Here is a 15030-nt window from a genome sequence, read left to right as displayed (position 1 = left end):
ATGGGTTCGATCGGAGCAACTGTAAGGCGCGCCTTTGGTCCTTACGAAAGACACGTCTCGGAATTGTACCGGCGCATCTTTATTGACTTGGAAGATCTTTCCGATTGCATCCGTGGCTGGACCGAACCGACGGCCATCTGCGAAATCGGCTGCGGAGAGGGTGCTTTGGCAGAACGCCTGTGCCGGGATTTTCCCGATGCGTCTTATCTTGGCATCGACATTATTCCGCATCTGGGACGCATGTTCGAAGATGAACGGGCCGAGTTTCGTCAGATTGACGCTCAGGATCTGGCGAAAGAGGCGGCGGGGAAGTTTGATCTGATTGTGATCAATGACGTTATGCATCACGTTCCGGGCGCCCTTCGTGTGGACATTCTGAAAGCTGCGCAGCAGCTGCTTGTTCCAGGTGGCGTACTTGTGTTCAAGGACTGGCTGAAACGAAAGACGCCGATCCATGCCGCCTGCTATTTTGCGGATGTTCACATCGGCGGCGACAAGAACGTGGCTTACATGCCCTTGCAAGATCAGAGGGACTTGATCACTTCCGTGTTCGGGCAAGATGCAATTGTGGCAGAGCAGTCGATCAAGCCCTGGTCACAGAACCATGCCTTCAAGATCGTCAAATAGGGCATTTGGCATGACGGACATCTCGAGCATTCAACCACTTTCTGACAACCGAGAGCGGATGCTATCAACTGCGATGCGGCTGTTCATCCTGATGAAAATCGCCATGTTGCTGGTGTTGGCGGTCAACACTCGTTTCGTGATGGACGAGTTTTGGCACTTTAGCCAACCGGTCTATCTTTTCGACGGGATATTCTCGACGATCTGGCCTAAGAAAGCGGTTGGTTACGTCCTTTTCTACGAGCTTTCCCATCTGATCGGATGGGACGCAACGTCGATGCTGATGGCGGGTCGACTGACCACAGCATTTCTTGCAATTGGAGTGGCATTCTGCGTTTTCAAATGCGCTCGCGCTCTGGGCCACGACCGCCTGACGTCCATTCTTGCCGTGGCATTGCTGTTGAGCTTCAGCAACTTCATTGAGCGTGGGTTTCGGCTGCGCTCGGAACCCCTTGCGATCCTGTTCGCGGCCATGGCCATGTTGGTCGTCATTCGATACGAAGCCGACCGCGCCCGAACTCTTCTTGTCGCGGGCCTGCTGAGTGGGCTGGCCTTCGTGACGACGCAGAAGTCGGTCTATTTCAACTTCTCCCTTGGGGTTGCGTTGGTGGTGGATGCGGCTTTCATGCTATCTGCCTCTCGCGCGCTTTGGCGTGGAGGGTTGCTCATAATTGGCTGGGCTGGAGCGATTGCAATCTATGGCGCCCTTCTGGGTGGCGCCGCGATGCCGCAGGTGTTGAAGCTTCTGTTCCTCGGCCCTACCGAAGTTGCTCTGCACGGCGGCAGCTATTATGACCAGTTGGACCTATATGTATGGCAAACGCTTCAGCGCAATCCGCTTGCATATGGGTTGGTTGTCGTCGGGCTTCTGCTGTCCGCCCTGCGCTTCCATAGACTTGAAAGCACTGCGCGGATCTTTCTGGTCTTCACCGTTTCGCTTTCCGCCTTCGTCTTCCTGCACAATCAAACTTGGCCATATGTGTTCACAATGGCGCTGCCTTTTTTATCAGTCTACGGTGCCATCGCGCTTACGTCTTTGAAGCGGCAGTCGACAAGATCGTCCACAATTGCGACTGTGATTCTGGTTGTCGTCGCTGTTCAGAGCTTTGTACGCAATGCTCAATACCTGGGGCATGATAACCGCCATCAGTTGGCGGTTATCCAGCGGGCGGAAGTGCTGCTTGCAGACGAGGATACATATTTCGATGGTATCGGTATGATCCCCAGCCGCCGCATGGAGCCGCGCCTTTGGTTGGACGCACAAGCCGTAGAAAAAACCGTTGAAGAAGGGCGGCAATCGGTTCTTTACGGTGCGCTGCAACGTGCAGAGCCGCGCCTTGTGATTTCAACCTATAGAACGGACAGTTTGGGCGATGTCTTCAATACGGCGCTCAGGGCGAATTATGGTTATTTGACGCCCCATATCATGCTGCCCCTCGCCAGCCACACACATCTCTTGTCGGTGCCGCCAGTCCGACCATCGTTGTTCAACGGTGTCTACGACGACTAGCGCGAGGTTCGGCACGGGCCGAGACTCGCCCAGCCCAATATCTGCTTCTCGACATGTGGAGTCGCCGGTTTGCAGTCCCGAAAGCGATTTAGCGCAACAGCTCGTCCATCAATCCGATCACCTCAAGCACCTTGAAGGTGGTCGGGTCGGCGCGATAGATCATTTCCCCGACGCGGTAGTAGCGATAGTTCGGATCAAGCCGATAGCGGTCATAGTCAGTGAAGCGATAATAATCGTAGTCATCCAGATGGTCGCCAACCCGTGGTTTCGCGAGGCCGGGTGGGACGCAGGGTGGGTTTTTCTTGGCCAGTCCGGGCGGGCAGTTCTGGACAATCGCGCCACCGTGCATCCGCTTTGCCTGACCGTGCCCCTTCGCCTTGCCATTGCCGTTTCCGGCAAAACCGGCGGTTGCGAGCAGCGGTATCAGCACGAGCGCCAGGGCGGTATTGGTTGCAGTTTTCATCAATCACTCCATCCGTTGTTCGTTTGGCGTTTCATGTAAACGGCCTGCGAACGTCTGGGTTCCAATCGAAGCGAAACTGCCGGGAGCAGGGTTGATATACAATATCACACGCTTGGATTGCCGCTGGCTTCGCGGCTTTTCGCCCGGTTGTCGTCTGCATCAGGCGGAGACGCACCGATGGGCGAGTCTATTCGCCCCATTTGTAGTTGAAGCTGACCGACAGCCGCTCTTCCTCACCGGTGTTTTGCATCACCTCATGCCGCAGCCAGCTTTCCCAGAGCAGCACATCGCCCTCGGCTGGGCGTTTGGTGATGAAACCTTGCAGTTCTTCCCGGGCATTCTTGCGGCGGGGCGGGGCGGCCATCATACGGGCGTGGCGCGGATCTTCGTAACGCAGTGCGCCGGCGCCTTCAGGCAGGGCCAGATAGGTGGTGCCGGAAATCACCGAATGCGGATGGATATGGGCCGAGTGATAGCCGCCGGGGGGCAGGATGTTGATCCAGATGTCTTCCAGCACCAATTCGCGCCCATCCAGATTGAACTCCAGATCCTCGGCAAAGGCGGCGACATGCTTGTCCAGCGCGTCGACCAGATCCTTGAAGATCGGGAACCTCCACGGCAGGTCGGTCAGGGAGGCGTAAGAGGTGTAGCCGGGATAGCCCTCGGCCTCGCACCATTCCTGCCCGGCCTCGTCATCCTCGGCGATGGAATAGCAGCTGTCATAAAGCTCGTCCTGGCTGACCTTCGGGTCAAACTCGGACAGTTGAGCGTGGTATAGGCGGGTCACGAAGAGGGAGGATATGTTGGGCATGGGGACGTTGTAGAACACTTGCAAAAAAGGGGCGAGCCTTAATGCGACATATTTGCACGCTGGTTGAAGGCATTTTGCAGATGCTTACGTTGAGGACGAACACGGAAGAAAAGGAGTTGGGACATGTCTAACGAAACGATTTGCAAACACCTGAATACAGCGCTTCAAATGGAAATGACCGCAGCACATCAGTATCAACTACATGCACATGTGCTGGATGATTGGGGGCTGGACAAGTTGGCCGAGAGCATGCGCGGCGAATTCAAGGAAGAACTGGAGCATTCCAACCGTTTCATGACACGCATACTGGAACTGGGTGGTGAACCTGAGATCGCCTTTGCCGCCACCCCGAAAACGGCCAAGACGTTAAAGGACATGTTCGAATCCGATTTGAACGACGAGAAAGAGGCCATCGCTTTTTACACACAAGCCTCCAAGGCTGCCTATGACGCAGATGACCTCGCGACCAAAGCCCTGTTTGAAGAGATCGCGATTGACGAAGTCGGACACCGTGGATGGCTTGAGCTTCAGTTGAATTTGATCGAACGGATCGGCGAGCAACGTTATGCTTCGAAATTCGTCAGCGGCGGCGTTGAGGAAGAGGCATAGGCGCTATCTGAATAAAACACGCGCTTTGCTGTTGCCATAATGGCCTAACCCCCCTATAGACGCACATCTCGCGGATTCCCGGCAACGGGATTCGTGTGTATTGCATATAACCCACCAGACAAAGGGTGACCTGCCAGCAAAGACGGGTAGAGCTCTCTGGTGCAAGGAAAGGAACAGGCGAATGAACGCCAAGGAACTGCGTGATCAGTCTCCTGACCAGCTGCGTGAAAAGCTGGCAGAACTGAAGAAAGAGGCCTTCAACCTGCGTTTTCAGCAGGCCACCGGCGCCCTCGAAAACACCGCTCAGATGCGTAAAGTGCGCCGCGATGCGGCTCGCGTGAAAACCATTCTGAACGAACAAGCCCGCGCTGCGGCTGAGTAAGAGGAGCCAGACGAATGCCCAAACGTATCCTGAAAGGTGTTGTCACCTCGGCCGCCAACGAACAAACCGTCACGGTTTCGGTTGAACGCCGCTTCAAGCACCCGCTGCTTCAGAAAACCGTTCGTAAGTCGAAGAAATATCGCGCTCACGACGAAAAGAATGCCTACAAGGCAGGCGACACCGTCCGCATCATCGAATGCGCGCCGAAGTCGAAAACCAAGCGTTGGGAAGTTCTGGAAGGCTGAGTTTTGCCTTCCCGGACGACTTAACAAGTCGAAACCCTGGGATTTTCGCCACGCATCGGCGCCCAGAAGGTCGGGAGAAACCACATGATCCAGATGCAAACAAATCTGGATGTTGCTGACAACTCAGGCGCTCGCCGAGTTCAGTGCATCAAGGTTCTGGGTGGTTCCAAGCGTAAATACGCATCCGTTGGCGACATCATTGTCGTCTCGGTCAAGGAAGCCATCCCGCGCGGTCGCGTAAAGAAAGGGGACGTCCGCAAGGCCGTCGTCGTGCGCACCGCCAAAGAGGTCCGTCGTGAAGACGGCACCGCCATCCGCTTCGACCGCAACGCGGCCGTTATTCTGAACAACAACAACGAGCCGATCGGCACCCGTATCTTTGGACCGGTTGTTCGCGAACTGCGCGCGAAGAACTTCATGAAGATCATCTCGCTGGCTCCGGAGGTGCTGTAAGATGGCTGCCAAGTTGAGAAAAGGCGACAAGGTCGTCGTTCTGGCCGGCAAGGACAAGGGCAAGCAAGGTGAAATCACCAGCGTTGACCCGAAGGCCGGCAAAGCCGTCGTTGACGGCGTGAACATCGCCATCCGCCACACCCGCCAAAGCCAGAACAGCCAAGGTGGCCGCATCCCGCAAGCGATGCCGATCCAGCTGTCGAACCTGGCCCTGCTGGACAAGAACGGCAAAGCAACGCGCGTCGGTTTCCGCGAGGAAGACGGCAAGAAAGTGCGGTACGCCAAAACCACCGGGGAGACTGTCTGATGCTTGATACCGCAAACTACACCCCCCGTCTGAAAGCCCTTTACAAGGACAGCATCCGTGCCGCCCTGAAAGAGGAATTCGGCTACAAGAACGACATGCAGATCCCGCGTCTGGAAAAAATCGTTCTGAACATTGGTTGTGGCGCCGAAGCCGTGAAGGACTCGAAGAAAGCCAAGTCGGCGGTTGCTGACCTGACGATCATCGCAGGTCAACAGGCTTTGACGACGAAAGCCAAGAAATCCATCGCTGGTTTCCGTGTCCGCGAGGACATGCCGCTGGGTGCGAAAGTGACCCTGCGCGGCGACCGGATGTATGAATTCCTGGACCGTCTGATCACCATTGCGATGCCCCGTATCCGCGACTTCCGCGGCGTTCCGGGCACCTCTTTCGACGGTCGTGGCAACTATGCCATGGGCCTGAAAGAGCACATCGTGTTTCCGGAAATCGACTTCGACAAAGTTGATGAAAACTGGGGCATGGACATCGTGATTGCCACCACCGCGAAAACCGACGCGGAAGCAAAGAGCATGCTGAAGCATTTCAACATGCCCTTCAACAGCTGATCCGCGGGAAGGAATAGACATGGCTAAAAAAGCAATGATCGAACGCGAGAAGAAGCGTCAGCGTCTGGTGGAAAAATACGCCGCCAAACGTGCCGCGCTGAAAGAGATCGCAAACGACGAAAGCAAGTCGATGGAAGAGCGTTTCAAGGCGCGCCTGAAACTTGCAAAACTGCCGCGCAACAGCTCGGCGACCCGGCTGCACAACCGTTGCCAGCTGACCGGTCGTCCGCACGCTTACTATCGTAAGCTCAAAGTATCGCGGATCGCGCTGCGGGAACTTGGCTCGAACGGCCAGATCCCCGGCCTGGTGAAATCAAGCTGGTAAGGGAGAGACAGATATGAACGATCCTATCGGCGATATGCTCACCCGTATCCGCAACTCGCAACTGCGCGGCAAGTCGGTTGTTTCGACCCCGGCGTCGAAGCTGCGTGCTTGGGTTCTGGATGTTTTGGCTGACGAAGGCTACATCCGCGGCTACGAAAAAGGCACTGACGAGCGTGGGCACCCCACCCTTGAAATCAGCCTGAAATACTTTGACGGCGTTCCGGTCATCCGCGAACTGAAACGGGTTTCGACCCCCGGCCGTCGCGTCTATATGGGCGTGAAAGACATCCCGCAGGTCCGTCAGGGCCTTGGCGTTTCGATTGTCTCGACCCCCAAAGGCGTCATGTCCGATGCAAACGCTCGCAACCAGAATGTTGGTGGCGAAGTGCTTTGCACCGTCTTCTAAGGAGGCCTTTGAATGTCTCGTATTGGGAAAAAACCGGTCGAACTGCCCAGCGGCGTTTCTGTGACGCAGTCGGGTCAGACCGTTGAAGTGAAAGGGCCGAAAGGCACATTGAGCTTCACCGCCACCGACGATGTCACCATCACCGTCGAGGACAGCCAGATCAATGTCGAGCCGCGCGGCAAGTCCAAGCGTGCCCGTCAGCAGTGGGGCATGAGCCGCACGATGGTTGCCAACATGGTCACGGGCGTCACCGACGGCTTCAAGAAAGAGCTGGAAATCAACGGTGTTGGTTATCGTGCTCAGATGCAGGGCAATGTCCTGAAGCTGAACCTCGGCCTGTCGCACGACGTCGATTACGTTGCACCCGAGGGTGTCACCGTGACGGCGCCGAAGCAGACCGAAATCGTTGTCGAAGGCATCGACCCACAACTCGTCGGCCAGGTCGCGGCCAACATTCGCGCATGGCGTAAGCCCGAGCCCTATAAAGGCAAAGGTATCAAATACAAAGACGAGTACATCTTCCGCAAGGAAGGTAAGAAGAAGTAAGGACCAGACAGATGGCAAACAGCAAACGGACCCTGTTCCTCAAGCGCCGCCTGCGCGTCCGGAACAGCCTGCGCAAGCACAACGTGGGCAAGATGCGCCTGTCGGTGCACCGCTCGAACAAGAACATCAGCGCACAGCTGATCGACGATGTGAATGGCGTCACCCTGGCTTCGGCTTCTTCGCTCGAGAAGGATCTGGGCGTGGTTGGCAAGAACAACATCGACGCAGCCGCCAAGGTGGGGGCCGCTATCGCGGAACGCGCCAAGAAGGCCGGTGTGGAAGAATGCTATTTCGACCGCGGCGGCTTCCTGTATCACGGCAAGGTGAAGGCTCTGGCCGACGCCGCGCGTGAAGGCGGGCTGAAGTTCTAAGAAACCTGTGGGGGGCGGCAACGCCCCTCCGATGATCCGGGGGCAACCTGCCCACTGGGATCGAGTTGAACGGCGCAGACCAAGCGCGCCACCATGAAAGGATGTTCTGATGGCAGAACGTGAGAACCGCCGGAACCGTCGCGACCGCGACGAAACCCCGGAATTTGCAGATCGCCTGGTTGCGATCAACCGTGTGTCGAAAACCGTGAAGGGTGGTAAGCGCTTTGGCTTTGCAGCTCTCGTGGTTGTCGGCGACCAGAAGGGCCGCGTCGGCTTTGGTAAAGGTAAAGCGAAAGAGGTCCCCGAGGCCATTCGCAAAGCCACCGAGCAAGCCAAGCGCCAGATGATCCGCGTGCCGCTGCGCGAAGGCCGCACCCTGCACCACGACATCGAAGGTCGTCACGGTGCCGGTAAGGTTGTGATGCGGACCGCTCCGGAAGGTACCGGTATTATTGCCGGTGGTCCGATGCGTGCCGTGTTCGAGATGCTGGGCATCAAGGACGTGGTGTCGAAGTCGATCGGGTCGCAAAACCCCTATAACATGATCCGTGCAACCATCGACGGGCTGCAAAAAGAAGCCAGCCCCCGCATGATCGCCCAACGTCGCGGCAAGAAAGTCGCCGACATTCTGGGCGCCAAATCTGAAGCTCCGGCAGATGCCGAAGCCGCAGACGCGTAAGGAGACTGATCCATGGCTAAAACCATCGTCGTCAAGCAGATCGGTTCCCCGATCCGCCGCCCCGCCAAGCAGCGCCAGACGCTGATCGGGCTGGGCCTGAACAAGATGCACAAGACCCGTGAGCTGGAAGACACACCTGCCATCCGCGGCATGGTCGCGTCGATCCCGCATATGGTGGAGATCATCGAAGAAAAAGGCTGAGCTTCGGCTTGGACCAGTTCTTGAAGATTTGAAAGCACCCCGGTCAGAAATGGCCGGGGTGTTTTTTTGTTTACGGTTATCAATTTTTTATTTCCATAATCGCGCCATAATTGTTTGCCAGATGATCGTAGCACCGAATAGTAGTCTTGGAGGTCAAGTACATGCTACGCCCCACCGTGTTCTCAATTTTGATAATTCTGGCAGCTCCGTCATTTGCCGAGGTCAAGCTGGATCGCTGCGCAAAGATTGATACCGACTTGGATCGATTGGCGTGTTACGATAAAGTATCTGGCCGCACGCCGACTTCGGAGTCTATTGAATCTTCAATGCCTACGGGGGCATGGGATACCAGAATAGAGAAATCCAAGTTTGAGGATACAACAGATGTCTTTCTGTCTGTCGCCTCCACTCAACCTGTCAATTGTGGAGGGTTCGCGGGTCCGGAGAAAATAGTCCTCTATGCGCGATGTCAGGAGAACACCACATCACTTATCATCGCGACCGGGCAGTGCCATTTAGCTAGTGGATTTGGTGGATACGGAAGGGTCGATTTCAGAGTTGATGATGAGAAGTCATACGACTATCGAATGAATGAAAGCACCAACAACCGGTCGCTTGGCTTGTGGCGAGGTTCACAGGCAATTCCTGCGATCAAGAAGCTTCTTGGTCACGATACTCTACTGGTCCGGTTTACGCCATTCAACGAGAGCCCAGTCACTGCCGAGTTTAGGATTGAAGGGCTGGCGGAGGCCGTCAAGCCCTTGAGGGACGCCTGTAGTTGGTAGTGCAGAAACCGTTAGTTTCGCCATCTAGTACATGCGCGTAAGGGGTGGACTCTTTCACCCCCAACCCATGCACGCCCCGCAACCCGGCAATTCGGATTCAACTGTGGTCCTCTCCGCGCGCCCCTCCTATTAGGGCGCGAACATATCATTCCCGTTTAGGACCAATACCATGAACGCCCTTGTTACTCCCGTCGCCCCGCTGGCCAATGCCATTGCCGAGGTGATCACCTCCATCCAATCGGCTACACATCGTTTCCTGACCTCGGACCGCGTTCCGACCTGGACCGAGTATTTGCGCGGCTGCAACAAGTAACGTTCGCCAACAGCGCATCGCGATGGACGCCAGACTTGCGCGAAGCGCGGCAAGGGTCTATACGCCCCCGGTGGCGTCTTGCGCCACAGAATCAAAACCAAGAAAAGCCGTGTTTGGCCCCTTCCGCTTCGTGGGTCAGTTCCGGCAAGGAGAAGCGACATGAAATTGAATGAACTGCGCGACAATCCAGGCGCAACCAAACCCCGCAAACGCGTTGGCCGTGGTCCCGGTTCCGGCATGGGCAAGACCGGTGGTCGTGGTATCAAAGGTCAGAAATCACGCTCGGGCGTTGCCATCAAGGGATTTGAAGGCGGGCAAATGCCCATCTATCAGCGCCTTCCCAAGCGTGGATTCAACAAGCCGAACCGGAAAAAGTTCGCTGTTATCAACCTGGGCCTGATCCAGAAATTCATCGACGAGAAGAAGCTGGACGCCAAAGAGATCACCGAGGACACGCTGGTTGCCTCGGGTCTGGTGCGCCGCAAGCTGGACGGTGTCCGTGTGCTGGGCAAAGGCGAACTGACCGCCAAAGCCAACATCACCGTGACCGGCGCGTCGAAATCGGCTGTTGAAGCTGTCGAAAAAGCGGGCGGCAAACTGACCGTCGCTGCTCCGGCTGCGGCTGAATAAGACCTTGTGAGGGGCGCCGCCGCCCCTTACATGTCTACTCACGTTTTCAAGCGCCGCCGGAGCCGGGAACGGTCCGGCGGTGTTTTACATGGATCGAGGGGGCCTTATGGCATCTGCAGCAGAACAAATGGCCGCGAACATGAGCTGGGGCGCCTTTGGTAAGGCGACCGAGCTGCGTCAGCGGATTTTCTTCACGATCGGGCTTCTGATCATCTATCGCCTTGGCACCTATATTCCCATTCCGGGAATTGACGGCACCGCCCTGCGCGAGTTCATGGATCAGGCGCAATCCGGCATCGCGGGTGTGCTGGGCATGTTCACCGGCGGCGCGCTGAGCCGTATGGGCGTTTTTGCGTTGGGCATTATGCCCTATATCTCGGCCTCGATCATCGTGCAGCTTCTGTCTTCCATGTGGGAGCCGTTGAAGCAGCTGAAGAAAGAGGGTGAGCAGGGTCGCAAGAAGATCAACCAATACACCCGCTATGGCACCGTTCTGCTGGCCACCGGGCAGGCTTTCGCGCTGGCAAATTCGCTTCTTGCCGGCGACCTGGTTCAGCAAGACCTAGGGTCGATGTTCTTCATCGCCGCCTGTGTGATCACTCTTGTCGGTGGCACCATGTTCCTGATGTGGCTGGGTGAACAGATCACCGCACGCGGCATCGGCAACGGCATTTCGCTGATCATTTTCGTCGGCATCGTGGCGGAAATCCCCGCTGCCTTGGCACAATTCCTGGCCTCGGGTCGGTCGGGCGCGATCAGCCCTGCTGTGATCATCGGGGTGCTGGTGATGGTGGTTGCCGTGATCGCCTTCGTGGTGTTCATGGAACGCGCGCTGCGCAAGATCCACATCCAATACCCTCGTCGTCAGGTGGGAATGAAGGTCTATGACGGCGGGTCGTCGCACCTGCCGGTCAAGGTGAACCCTGCGGGCGTGATCCCGGCGATCTTTGCCTCGGCGCTTCTGCTGTTGCCAACCACGATCTCGACCTTCTCTTCGGGGCAGGCGGGGCCGGTGATGTCGGTCATTCTCGCCTATTTCGGGCCGGGTCAACCGCTTTACCTGCTGTTCTTCACGGCGATGATCGTGTTCTTCACCTTCTTCTATACGAAAGAAGTGGCGTTCAAGACGGATGAAGTCGCCGACAATCTGAAAAACCAGAACGGCTTTGTGCCCGGCATTCGTCCCGGCAAGAAAACCGCCGAGTATCTGGATTACGTGGTCACCCGCCTGCTGGTCCTTGGTTCGGCCTATCTGGCCGCGGTCTGTCTGCTGCCGGAAATCCTGCGCAGCCAGTTGGCGATCCCGTTCTATTTCGGCGGCACCTCGGTTCTGATCGTTGTGTCGGTGACGATGGACACGATTCAACAGGTTCAGTCGCATCTTCTGGCTCACCAGTATGAAGGCCTGATCGAGAAGTCGCAGTTGCGCGGCAAGAAGCGTTCGAAGAAGGCTCCGTCGCGTCGATGAACATCATTCTGCTTGGACCGCCCGGCGCAGGCAAAGGCACGCAGGCCGCGAAGCTCGTTGAAGCACGTGGCATGATCCAACTGTCCACCGGCGACATGCTGCGCGAGGCGAAAGCCTCGGGCAGCGAGATGGGCAAGAAGGTTGCCGCGATCATGGATGCGGGCGAGCTTGTCACTGACGAGATCGTCATCGGCCTGATCGAAGAAAAGCTGGAAGGCGATAACGGCGGTGGGTTTATCTTTGATGGCTTCCCCCGGACGCTGGCACAGGCCGATGCCCTGGGCGCATTGCTTGAGAAACACGGCCAGTCTCTGGATGCGGTGATCGAGATGCAGGTCAATGACGAGGTGCTGGTTGGCCGCATCGTCGGTCGAGCAGAGGAGGCGCGCAAGGCGGGCCAACCCGTACGCGCCGACGACAATGAGGAAAGCCTGAAAATTCGCCTGATGGAATACTACAAGAAGACCTCGCCCTTGATTGGTTACTACTATGCCAAGGGTGATCTGCGGTCGGTAAACGGGCTTGGCACGATAGACGAAGTGCAGGCCGAGATCGCGGGTATTCTGGACGCCTGAGCCTTTAAATCGGTGCATGATGAAGCGATTGGTTCGGAAATCCAGACATATGGACAAAGACGGGTTGACGCCTGTGGCAATCCCATCTAAGTCACCCCATCCCTGACGGGAATCACGATGCAAACAAGGTCGCTCCTTTGCTGCATCAGATCATAGAATTCAGCGCGGCCCGCAGGAAAAATCCGGCGGGCTTCCGTTGTGAAAAAAGGTTCCGGCATTACGGAACCGCAACGAAAGGAAAGACTACGTGGCACGTATTGCTGGCGTAAACATCCCGACCCACAAGCGGGTCCCGATCGCCCTGACATATATCACCGGAATTGGTCATACTTCGGCCAAAGCTATCTGCGAAGCCGTGAACATCGACGAAACACGTCGTGTGAACGAGCTTTCGGATGCTGAAGTTCTGGCCATCCGCGAACACATCGACGCGACCTACACCGTTGAAGGTGACCTGCGTCGTGAAGTTCAAATGAACATCAAGCGTCTGATGGATCTGGGCGCTTATCGCGGCCTGCGCCATCGCCGTAACCTGCCCGTTCGCGGTCAGCGTACCCACACCAACGCTCGTACTCGCAAAGGCCCCGCAAAGGCCATTGCCGGTAAGAAGAAATAAGGGAGGGTTTGATCAATGGCACGCGATAAGACTCGTACTAAGCGTAAAGAGCGCAAGAACATCGCCTCCGGTGTTGCTCATGTGAACTCTTCGTTCAACAACACCAAGATCCTGATTTCGGACGTTCAAGGCAACGCCATTTCATGGTCGTCGGCTGGCACCATGGGCTTCAAAGGGTCGCGCAAGTCGACACCCTATGCGGCTCAGATGGCGGCAGAAGATGCTGGCAAAAAAGCGCAAGAGCACGGCGTGAAAACGCTGGAAGTCGAAGTGCAAGGCCCCGGTTCGGGTCGTGAATCGGCTCTGCGCGCTCTGGCTGCTGTCGGTTTCAACATCACCTCGATCCGTGATGTGACCCCGATCGCCCACAACGGCTGCCGCCCGCCGAAACGCCGCCGCGTCTAAGCAGTATTATTTCGCCGGGCTGCGGTTGTCGCGGCCCGGTTTCCGTCATTTTAACCTCGGGCGTCCTGCCCTTTGGACATGGGGACAGGACTGGTATGGAGGGACGCATGATCCACAAAAATTGGGCCGAACTGATCAAGCCGACACAGTTGGACGTCAAGCCGGGCAACGACCCCGCACGTCAGGCAACCGTCGTGGCCGAGCCGCTGGAACGCGGCTTTGGTCTGACCTTGGGCAACGCCCTGCGCCGCGTGCTGATGAGCAGCCTGCAAGGCGCGGCCATCACGTCGGTGCAGATCGACAACGTGCTGCATGAATTCAGCTCGGTCGCGGGTGTGCGTGAAGACGTCACTGATATCGTTCTGAACCTGAAGGGCGTGGCGATCAGCATGGAAGTCGAAGGCCCCAAGCGCCTGTCGATTTCGGCCAAAGGGCCGATGGTCGTGACTGCCGGTGACATCACCGAAACCGCGGGTATCGAGATCCTGAACAAGGATCACGTGATCTGCCACCTGGACGATGGTGCCGATTTGTTCATGGAACTGACCGTCAACACCGGCAAGGGCTATGTCGCGTCGGACAAGAATAAGCCGGAAGATGCGCCGATCGGCCTGATCCCGGTCGATGCGATCTATTCGCCGGTCAAGAAGGTCAGCTATGACGTTCAGCCGACCCGTGAAGGTCAGGTTCTGGACTATGACAAGCTGACGTTGAAGCTGGAAACCGATGGTTCCGTCACGCCGGAAGATGCCGTGGCATTCGCCGCGCGCATCGTGCAGGATCAACTGTCGATCTTCGTGAACTTCGACGAGCCGGAAGCGGCTGGTCGCCAGGACGAAGACGATGGTCTTGAGTTCAACCCGCTTCTTTTGAAGAAAGTCGACGAGCTGGAACTGTCTGTCCGTTCGGCAAACTGCCTGAAGAACGACAACATCGTCTATATCGGCGACCTGATTCAGAAGACCGAAGCCGAGATGCTGCGCACGCCGAACTTCGGCCGCAAGTCGCTGAACGAGATCAAGGAAGTGCTTTCGGGTATGGGTCTGCACCTTGGCATGGATGTCGAGGAATGGCCGCCTGAGAACATCGAAGAGCTGGCGAAGAAATTCGAAGACCAGTTCTAAAGTATTCAGGGGCTGCTTCGGTGGCCCCTTAATGCCCGCCTGATGCGGGGAACAGCTGGGCAATCCTGCCCCAAGGAGAGGGACCGACACGCATCGGTTCACAGACAAAGCACCGCTCACTCAAGAGCACCAAAGAAGGATTAAGAAAATGCGTCACGCTCGTGGTTACCGCCGCCTGAATCGCACACACGAACACCGTAAGGCGATGTTCGCCAACATGGCTGGTTCGCTGATCGAACACGAACAGATCAAAACGACCCTGCCGAAAGCCAAGGAACTGCGTCCGATCATCGAAAAGATGATCACGCTGGCCAAACGCGGCGACATTCACGCCCGTCGCCAGGCCGCTGCGCGACTGAAGCAGGACCAACATGTCGCCAAGCTGTTTGACGTGCTTGGCCCCCGTTTTGCCGAACGCCAGGGTGGTTACGTGCGCGTTCTGAAAGCCGGCTTCCGCTATGGTGACATGGCCCCTATGGCCATCATCGAATTTGTCGACCGCGACGCCGATGCCAAAGGCGCGGCAGATCGTGCCCGTCTGGAAGCAGAAGAAGCTGCTGACGCTGCCGACGAATAATGACCCTTCCCATTCCGGGAAAACAGAAACCCCGTGCATCAT

25 protein-coding genes are annotated in these 15030 nt (G+C 56.9%); 23 read left to right on the top strand and 2 right to left on the bottom strand.

The features are described 5' to 3' along the window. Both MUY21_RS04480 and MUY21_RS04475 read left to right on the top strand, forming a co-directional pair. Window positions 1-627, top strand: coding sequence for a class I SAM-dependent methyltransferase (locus MUY21_RS04480; RefSeq protein ID WP_248409142.1), 627 nt, complete (start codon window positions 1-3; stop codon window positions 625-627). A 10-nt stretch (window positions 628-637) separates the two neighbouring features. After that, window positions 638-2134 (top strand): hypothetical protein, encoded by a 1497-nt coding sequence (locus MUY21_RS04475; protein ID WP_248409141.1) that lies wholly within the window; start codon window positions 638-640, stop codon window positions 2132-2134. Between the two features lie 88 nt (window positions 2135-2222). On the opposite strand, the gene MUY21_RS04470 is transcribed toward MUY21_RS04475, so the two are convergent. Continuing rightward, window positions 2223-2597 carry a hypothetical protein gene (locus MUY21_RS04470; protein ID WP_248409140.1) on the bottom strand — a complete coding sequence of 125 codons (375 nt, stop codon included), beginning with the start codon at window positions 2595-2597 and terminating at the stop codon, window positions 2223-2225. 187 nt (window positions 2598-2784) lie between these two features. Continuing rightward, window positions 2785-3408: a TIGR02466 family protein gene (locus MUY21_RS04465; protein ID WP_248409139.1), complete on the bottom strand. Its 624-nt coding sequence runs from the start codon at window positions 3406-3408 to the stop codon at window positions 2785-2787. Window positions 3409-3531: 123 nt separating this feature from the next. Here MUY21_RS04465 and MUY21_RS04460 point away from each other — a divergent pair, with 123 nt between their 5' ends. The 21 genes from MUY21_RS04460 (at window position 3532) to rplQ (ending at window position 14988) form a co-directional block, all read left to right on the top strand. Then, window positions 3532-4017, top strand: a complete 486-nt coding sequence (locus MUY21_RS04460; protein WP_248409138.1) for a bacterioferritin — start codon at window positions 3532-3534, stop codon at window positions 4015-4017. A gap of 181 nt (window positions 4018-4198) precedes the next feature. Continuing rightward, the gene (gene rpmC / locus MUY21_RS04455; protein WP_191286631.1) at window positions 4199-4399 is read left to right on the top strand and encodes a 50S ribosomal protein L29; all 201 of its coding nucleotides are present in this window, start codon (window positions 4199-4201) and stop codon (window positions 4397-4399) included. A gap of 14 nt (window positions 4400-4413) precedes the next feature. Then, window positions 4414-4644 (top strand): 30S ribosomal protein S17, encoded by a 231-nt coding sequence (rpsQ, locus tag MUY21_RS04450; protein ID WP_191286630.1) that lies wholly within the window; start codon window positions 4414-4416, stop codon window positions 4642-4644. 84 nt (window positions 4645-4728) lie between these two features. After that, on the top strand, window positions 4729-5097 hold the full coding sequence (gene rplN / locus MUY21_RS04445) for a 50S ribosomal protein L14 (RefSeq protein ID WP_011567679.1): 369 nt from the start codon (window positions 4729-4731) through the stop codon (window positions 5095-5097). A 1-nt stretch (window position 5098) separates the two neighbouring features. Then, on the top strand, window positions 5099-5404 hold the full coding sequence (gene rplX / locus MUY21_RS04440) for a 50S ribosomal protein L24 (RefSeq protein ID WP_133484945.1): 306 nt from the start codon (window positions 5099-5101) through the stop codon (window positions 5402-5404). Then, on the top strand, window positions 5404-5967 hold the full coding sequence (rplE, locus tag MUY21_RS04435) for a 50S ribosomal protein L5 (protein ID WP_248409137.1): 564 nt from the start codon (window positions 5404-5406) through the stop codon (window positions 5965-5967). The genes rplX and rplE overlap by 1 nt, the downstream gene beginning before the upstream one ends. 19 nt (window positions 5968-5986) lie before the next feature. Further along, complete coding sequence (gene rpsN / locus MUY21_RS04430) at window positions 5987-6292, top strand: 30S ribosomal protein S14 (protein ID WP_191286628.1); 306 nt, start codon at window positions 5987-5989, stop codon at window positions 6290-6292. Window positions 6293-6305: 13 nt separating this feature from the next. Then, entirely contained in the window at window positions 6306-6698 is a 393-nt protein-coding gene (gene rpsH / locus MUY21_RS04425; protein ID WP_248409136.1) for a 30S ribosomal protein S8, read from the top strand. Window positions 6699-6710: 12 nt separating this feature from the next. Continuing rightward, the gene (rplF, locus tag MUY21_RS04420; protein WP_191286623.1) at window positions 6711-7244 is read left to right on the top strand and encodes a 50S ribosomal protein L6; all 534 of its coding nucleotides are present in this window, start codon (window positions 6711-6713) and stop codon (window positions 7242-7244) included. 11 nt (window positions 7245-7255) lie between these two features. Continuing rightward, window positions 7256-7615 carry a 50S ribosomal protein L18 gene (gene rplR, locus MUY21_RS04415; RefSeq protein ID WP_091428169.1) on the top strand — a complete coding sequence of 120 codons (360 nt, stop codon included), beginning with the start codon at window positions 7256-7258 and terminating at the stop codon, window positions 7613-7615. A 109-nt stretch (window positions 7616-7724) separates the two neighbouring features. Continuing rightward, the gene (gene rpsE / locus MUY21_RS04410) at window positions 7725-8294 is read left to right on the top strand and encodes a 30S ribosomal protein S5 (protein WP_091428170.1); all 570 of its coding nucleotides are present in this window, start codon (window positions 7725-7727) and stop codon (window positions 8292-8294) included. A gap of 12 nt (window positions 8295-8306) precedes the next feature. Further along, the gene (gene rpmD / locus MUY21_RS04405) at window positions 8307-8495 is read left to right on the top strand and encodes a 50S ribosomal protein L30 (protein WP_248409135.1); all 189 of its coding nucleotides are present in this window, start codon (window positions 8307-8309) and stop codon (window positions 8493-8495) included. A 161-nt stretch (window positions 8496-8656) separates the two neighbouring features. After that, window positions 8657-9280, top strand: coding sequence for a type VI secretion system-associated protein TagO (locus MUY21_RS04400; RefSeq protein ID WP_248409134.1), 624 nt, complete (start codon window positions 8657-8659; stop codon window positions 9278-9280). 169 nt (window positions 9281-9449) lie between these two features. Then, window positions 9450-9593, top strand: a complete 144-nt coding sequence (locus MUY21_RS04395) for a hypothetical protein (protein WP_248409133.1) — start codon at window positions 9450-9452, stop codon at window positions 9591-9593. A 159-nt stretch (window positions 9594-9752) separates the two neighbouring features. After that, entirely contained in the window at window positions 9753-10223 is a 471-nt protein-coding gene (gene rplO / locus MUY21_RS04390; protein ID WP_248409132.1) for a 50S ribosomal protein L15, read from the top strand. A 106-nt stretch (window positions 10224-10329) separates the two neighbouring features. Further along, window positions 10330-11691 carry a preprotein translocase subunit SecY gene (secY, locus tag MUY21_RS04385; protein ID WP_248409131.1) on the top strand — a complete coding sequence of 454 codons (1362 nt, stop codon included), beginning with the start codon at window positions 10330-10332 and terminating at the stop codon, window positions 11689-11691. Further along, window positions 11688-12266 (top strand): adenylate kinase, encoded by a 579-nt coding sequence (locus tag MUY21_RS04380; RefSeq protein ID WP_248409130.1) that lies wholly within the window; start codon window positions 11688-11690, stop codon window positions 12264-12266. The genes secY and MUY21_RS04380 overlap by 4 nt, the downstream gene beginning before the upstream one ends. A 247-nt stretch (window positions 12267-12513) precedes the next feature. Next, window positions 12514-12882: a 30S ribosomal protein S13 gene (gene rpsM, locus MUY21_RS04375; protein ID WP_248409129.1), complete on the top strand. Its 369-nt coding sequence runs from the start codon at window positions 12514-12516 to the stop codon at window positions 12880-12882. A gap of 15 nt (window positions 12883-12897) precedes the next feature. Continuing rightward, window positions 12898-13287, top strand: coding sequence for a 30S ribosomal protein S11 (rpsK, locus tag MUY21_RS04370; protein ID WP_014875982.1), 390 nt, complete (start codon window positions 12898-12900; stop codon window positions 13285-13287). Window positions 13288-13394: 107 nt separating this feature from the next. Beyond that, entirely contained in the window at window positions 13395-14411 is a 1017-nt protein-coding gene (locus MUY21_RS04365; RefSeq protein WP_248409128.1) for a DNA-directed RNA polymerase subunit alpha, read from the top strand. Between the two features lie 148 nt (window positions 14412-14559). Further along, window positions 14560-14988: a 50S ribosomal protein L17 gene (gene rplQ, locus MUY21_RS04360; protein ID WP_248409127.1), complete on the top strand. Its 429-nt coding sequence runs from the start codon at window positions 14560-14562 to the stop codon at window positions 14986-14988. Window positions 14989-15030: the final 42 nt, after the last annotated feature.

It is taken from the genome of Aliiroseovarius sp. S2029 (assembly GCF_023195575.1).
GTDB classification, from domain to species: domain Bacteria; phylum Pseudomonadota; class Alphaproteobacteria; order Rhodobacterales; family Rhodobacteraceae; genus Aliiroseovarius; species Aliiroseovarius zhejiangensis.
The sequence above is the reverse complement of the archived record's forward strand: the minus strand, read 5'-3'. Positions and strand labels throughout refer to the sequence as shown.

Bases quoted from the DNA above. Each gene is read 5' to 3' on its own strand.
- MUY21_RS04480 (WP_248409142.1), top strand. From the start codon at position 1: ATGGGTTCGATCGGAGCAACTGTAAGGCGCGCCTTTGGTCCTTACGAA.
- MUY21_RS04475 (WP_248409141.1), top strand. From the start codon at position 638: ATGACGGACATCTCGAGCATTCAACCACTTTCTGACAACCGAGAGCGG.
- MUY21_RS04470 (WP_248409140.1), bottom strand. From the start codon at position 2,597: ATGAAAACTGCAACCAATACCGCCCTGGCGCTCGTGCTGATACCGCTG.
- MUY21_RS04465 (WP_248409139.1), bottom strand. From the start codon at position 3,408: ATGCCCAACATATCCTCCCTCTTCGTGACCCGCCTATACCACGCTCAA.
- MUY21_RS04460 (WP_248409138.1), top strand. From the start codon at position 3,532: ATGTCTAACGAAACGATTTGCAAACACCTGAATACAGCGCTTCAAATG.
- rpmC (WP_191286631.1), top strand. From the start codon at position 4,199: ATGAACGCCAAGGAACTGCGTGATCAGTCTCCTGACCAGCTGCGTGAA.
- rpsQ (WP_191286630.1), top strand. From the start codon at position 4,414: ATGCCCAAACGTATCCTGAAAGGTGTTGTCACCTCGGCCGCCAACGAA.
- rplN (WP_011567679.1), top strand. From the start codon at position 4,729: ATGATCCAGATGCAAACAAATCTGGATGTTGCTGACAACTCAGGCGCT.
- rplX (WP_133484945.1), top strand. From the start codon at position 5,099: ATGGCTGCCAAGTTGAGAAAAGGCGACAAGGTCGTCGTTCTGGCCGGC.
- rplE (WP_248409137.1), top strand. From the start codon at position 5,404: ATGCTTGATACCGCAAACTACACCCCCCGTCTGAAAGCCCTTTACAAG.
- rpsN (WP_191286628.1), top strand. From the start codon at position 5,987: ATGGCTAAAAAAGCAATGATCGAACGCGAGAAGAAGCGTCAGCGTCTG.
- rpsH (WP_248409136.1), top strand. From the start codon at position 6,306: ATGAACGATCCTATCGGCGATATGCTCACCCGTATCCGCAACTCGCAA.
- rplF (WP_191286623.1), top strand. From the start codon at position 6,711: ATGTCTCGTATTGGGAAAAAACCGGTCGAACTGCCCAGCGGCGTTTCT.
- rplR (WP_091428169.1), top strand. From the start codon at position 7,256: ATGGCAAACAGCAAACGGACCCTGTTCCTCAAGCGCCGCCTGCGCGTC.
- rpsE (WP_091428170.1), top strand. From the start codon at position 7,725: ATGGCAGAACGTGAGAACCGCCGGAACCGTCGCGACCGCGACGAAACC.
- rpmD (WP_248409135.1), top strand. From the start codon at position 8,307: ATGGCTAAAACCATCGTCGTCAAGCAGATCGGTTCCCCGATCCGCCGC.
- MUY21_RS04400 (WP_248409134.1), top strand. From the start codon at position 8,657: ATGCTACGCCCCACCGTGTTCTCAATTTTGATAATTCTGGCAGCTCCG.
- MUY21_RS04395 (WP_248409133.1), top strand. From the start codon at position 9,450: ATGAACGCCCTTGTTACTCCCGTCGCCCCGCTGGCCAATGCCATTGCC.
- rplO (WP_248409132.1), top strand. From the start codon at position 9,753: ATGAAATTGAATGAACTGCGCGACAATCCAGGCGCAACCAAACCCCGC.
- secY (WP_248409131.1), top strand. From the start codon at position 10,330: ATGGCATCTGCAGCAGAACAAATGGCCGCGAACATGAGCTGGGGCGCC.
- MUY21_RS04380 (WP_248409130.1), top strand. From the start codon at position 11,688: ATGAACATCATTCTGCTTGGACCGCCCGGCGCAGGCAAAGGCACGCAG.
- rpsK (WP_014875982.1), top strand. From the start codon at position 12,898: ATGGCACGCGATAAGACTCGTACTAAGCGTAAAGAGCGCAAGAACATC.
- MUY21_RS04365 (WP_248409128.1), top strand. From the start codon at position 13,395: ATGATCCACAAAAATTGGGCCGAACTGATCAAGCCGACACAGTTGGAC.
- rplQ (WP_248409127.1), top strand. From the start codon at position 14,560: ATGCGTCACGCTCGTGGTTACCGCCGCCTGAATCGCACACACGAACAC.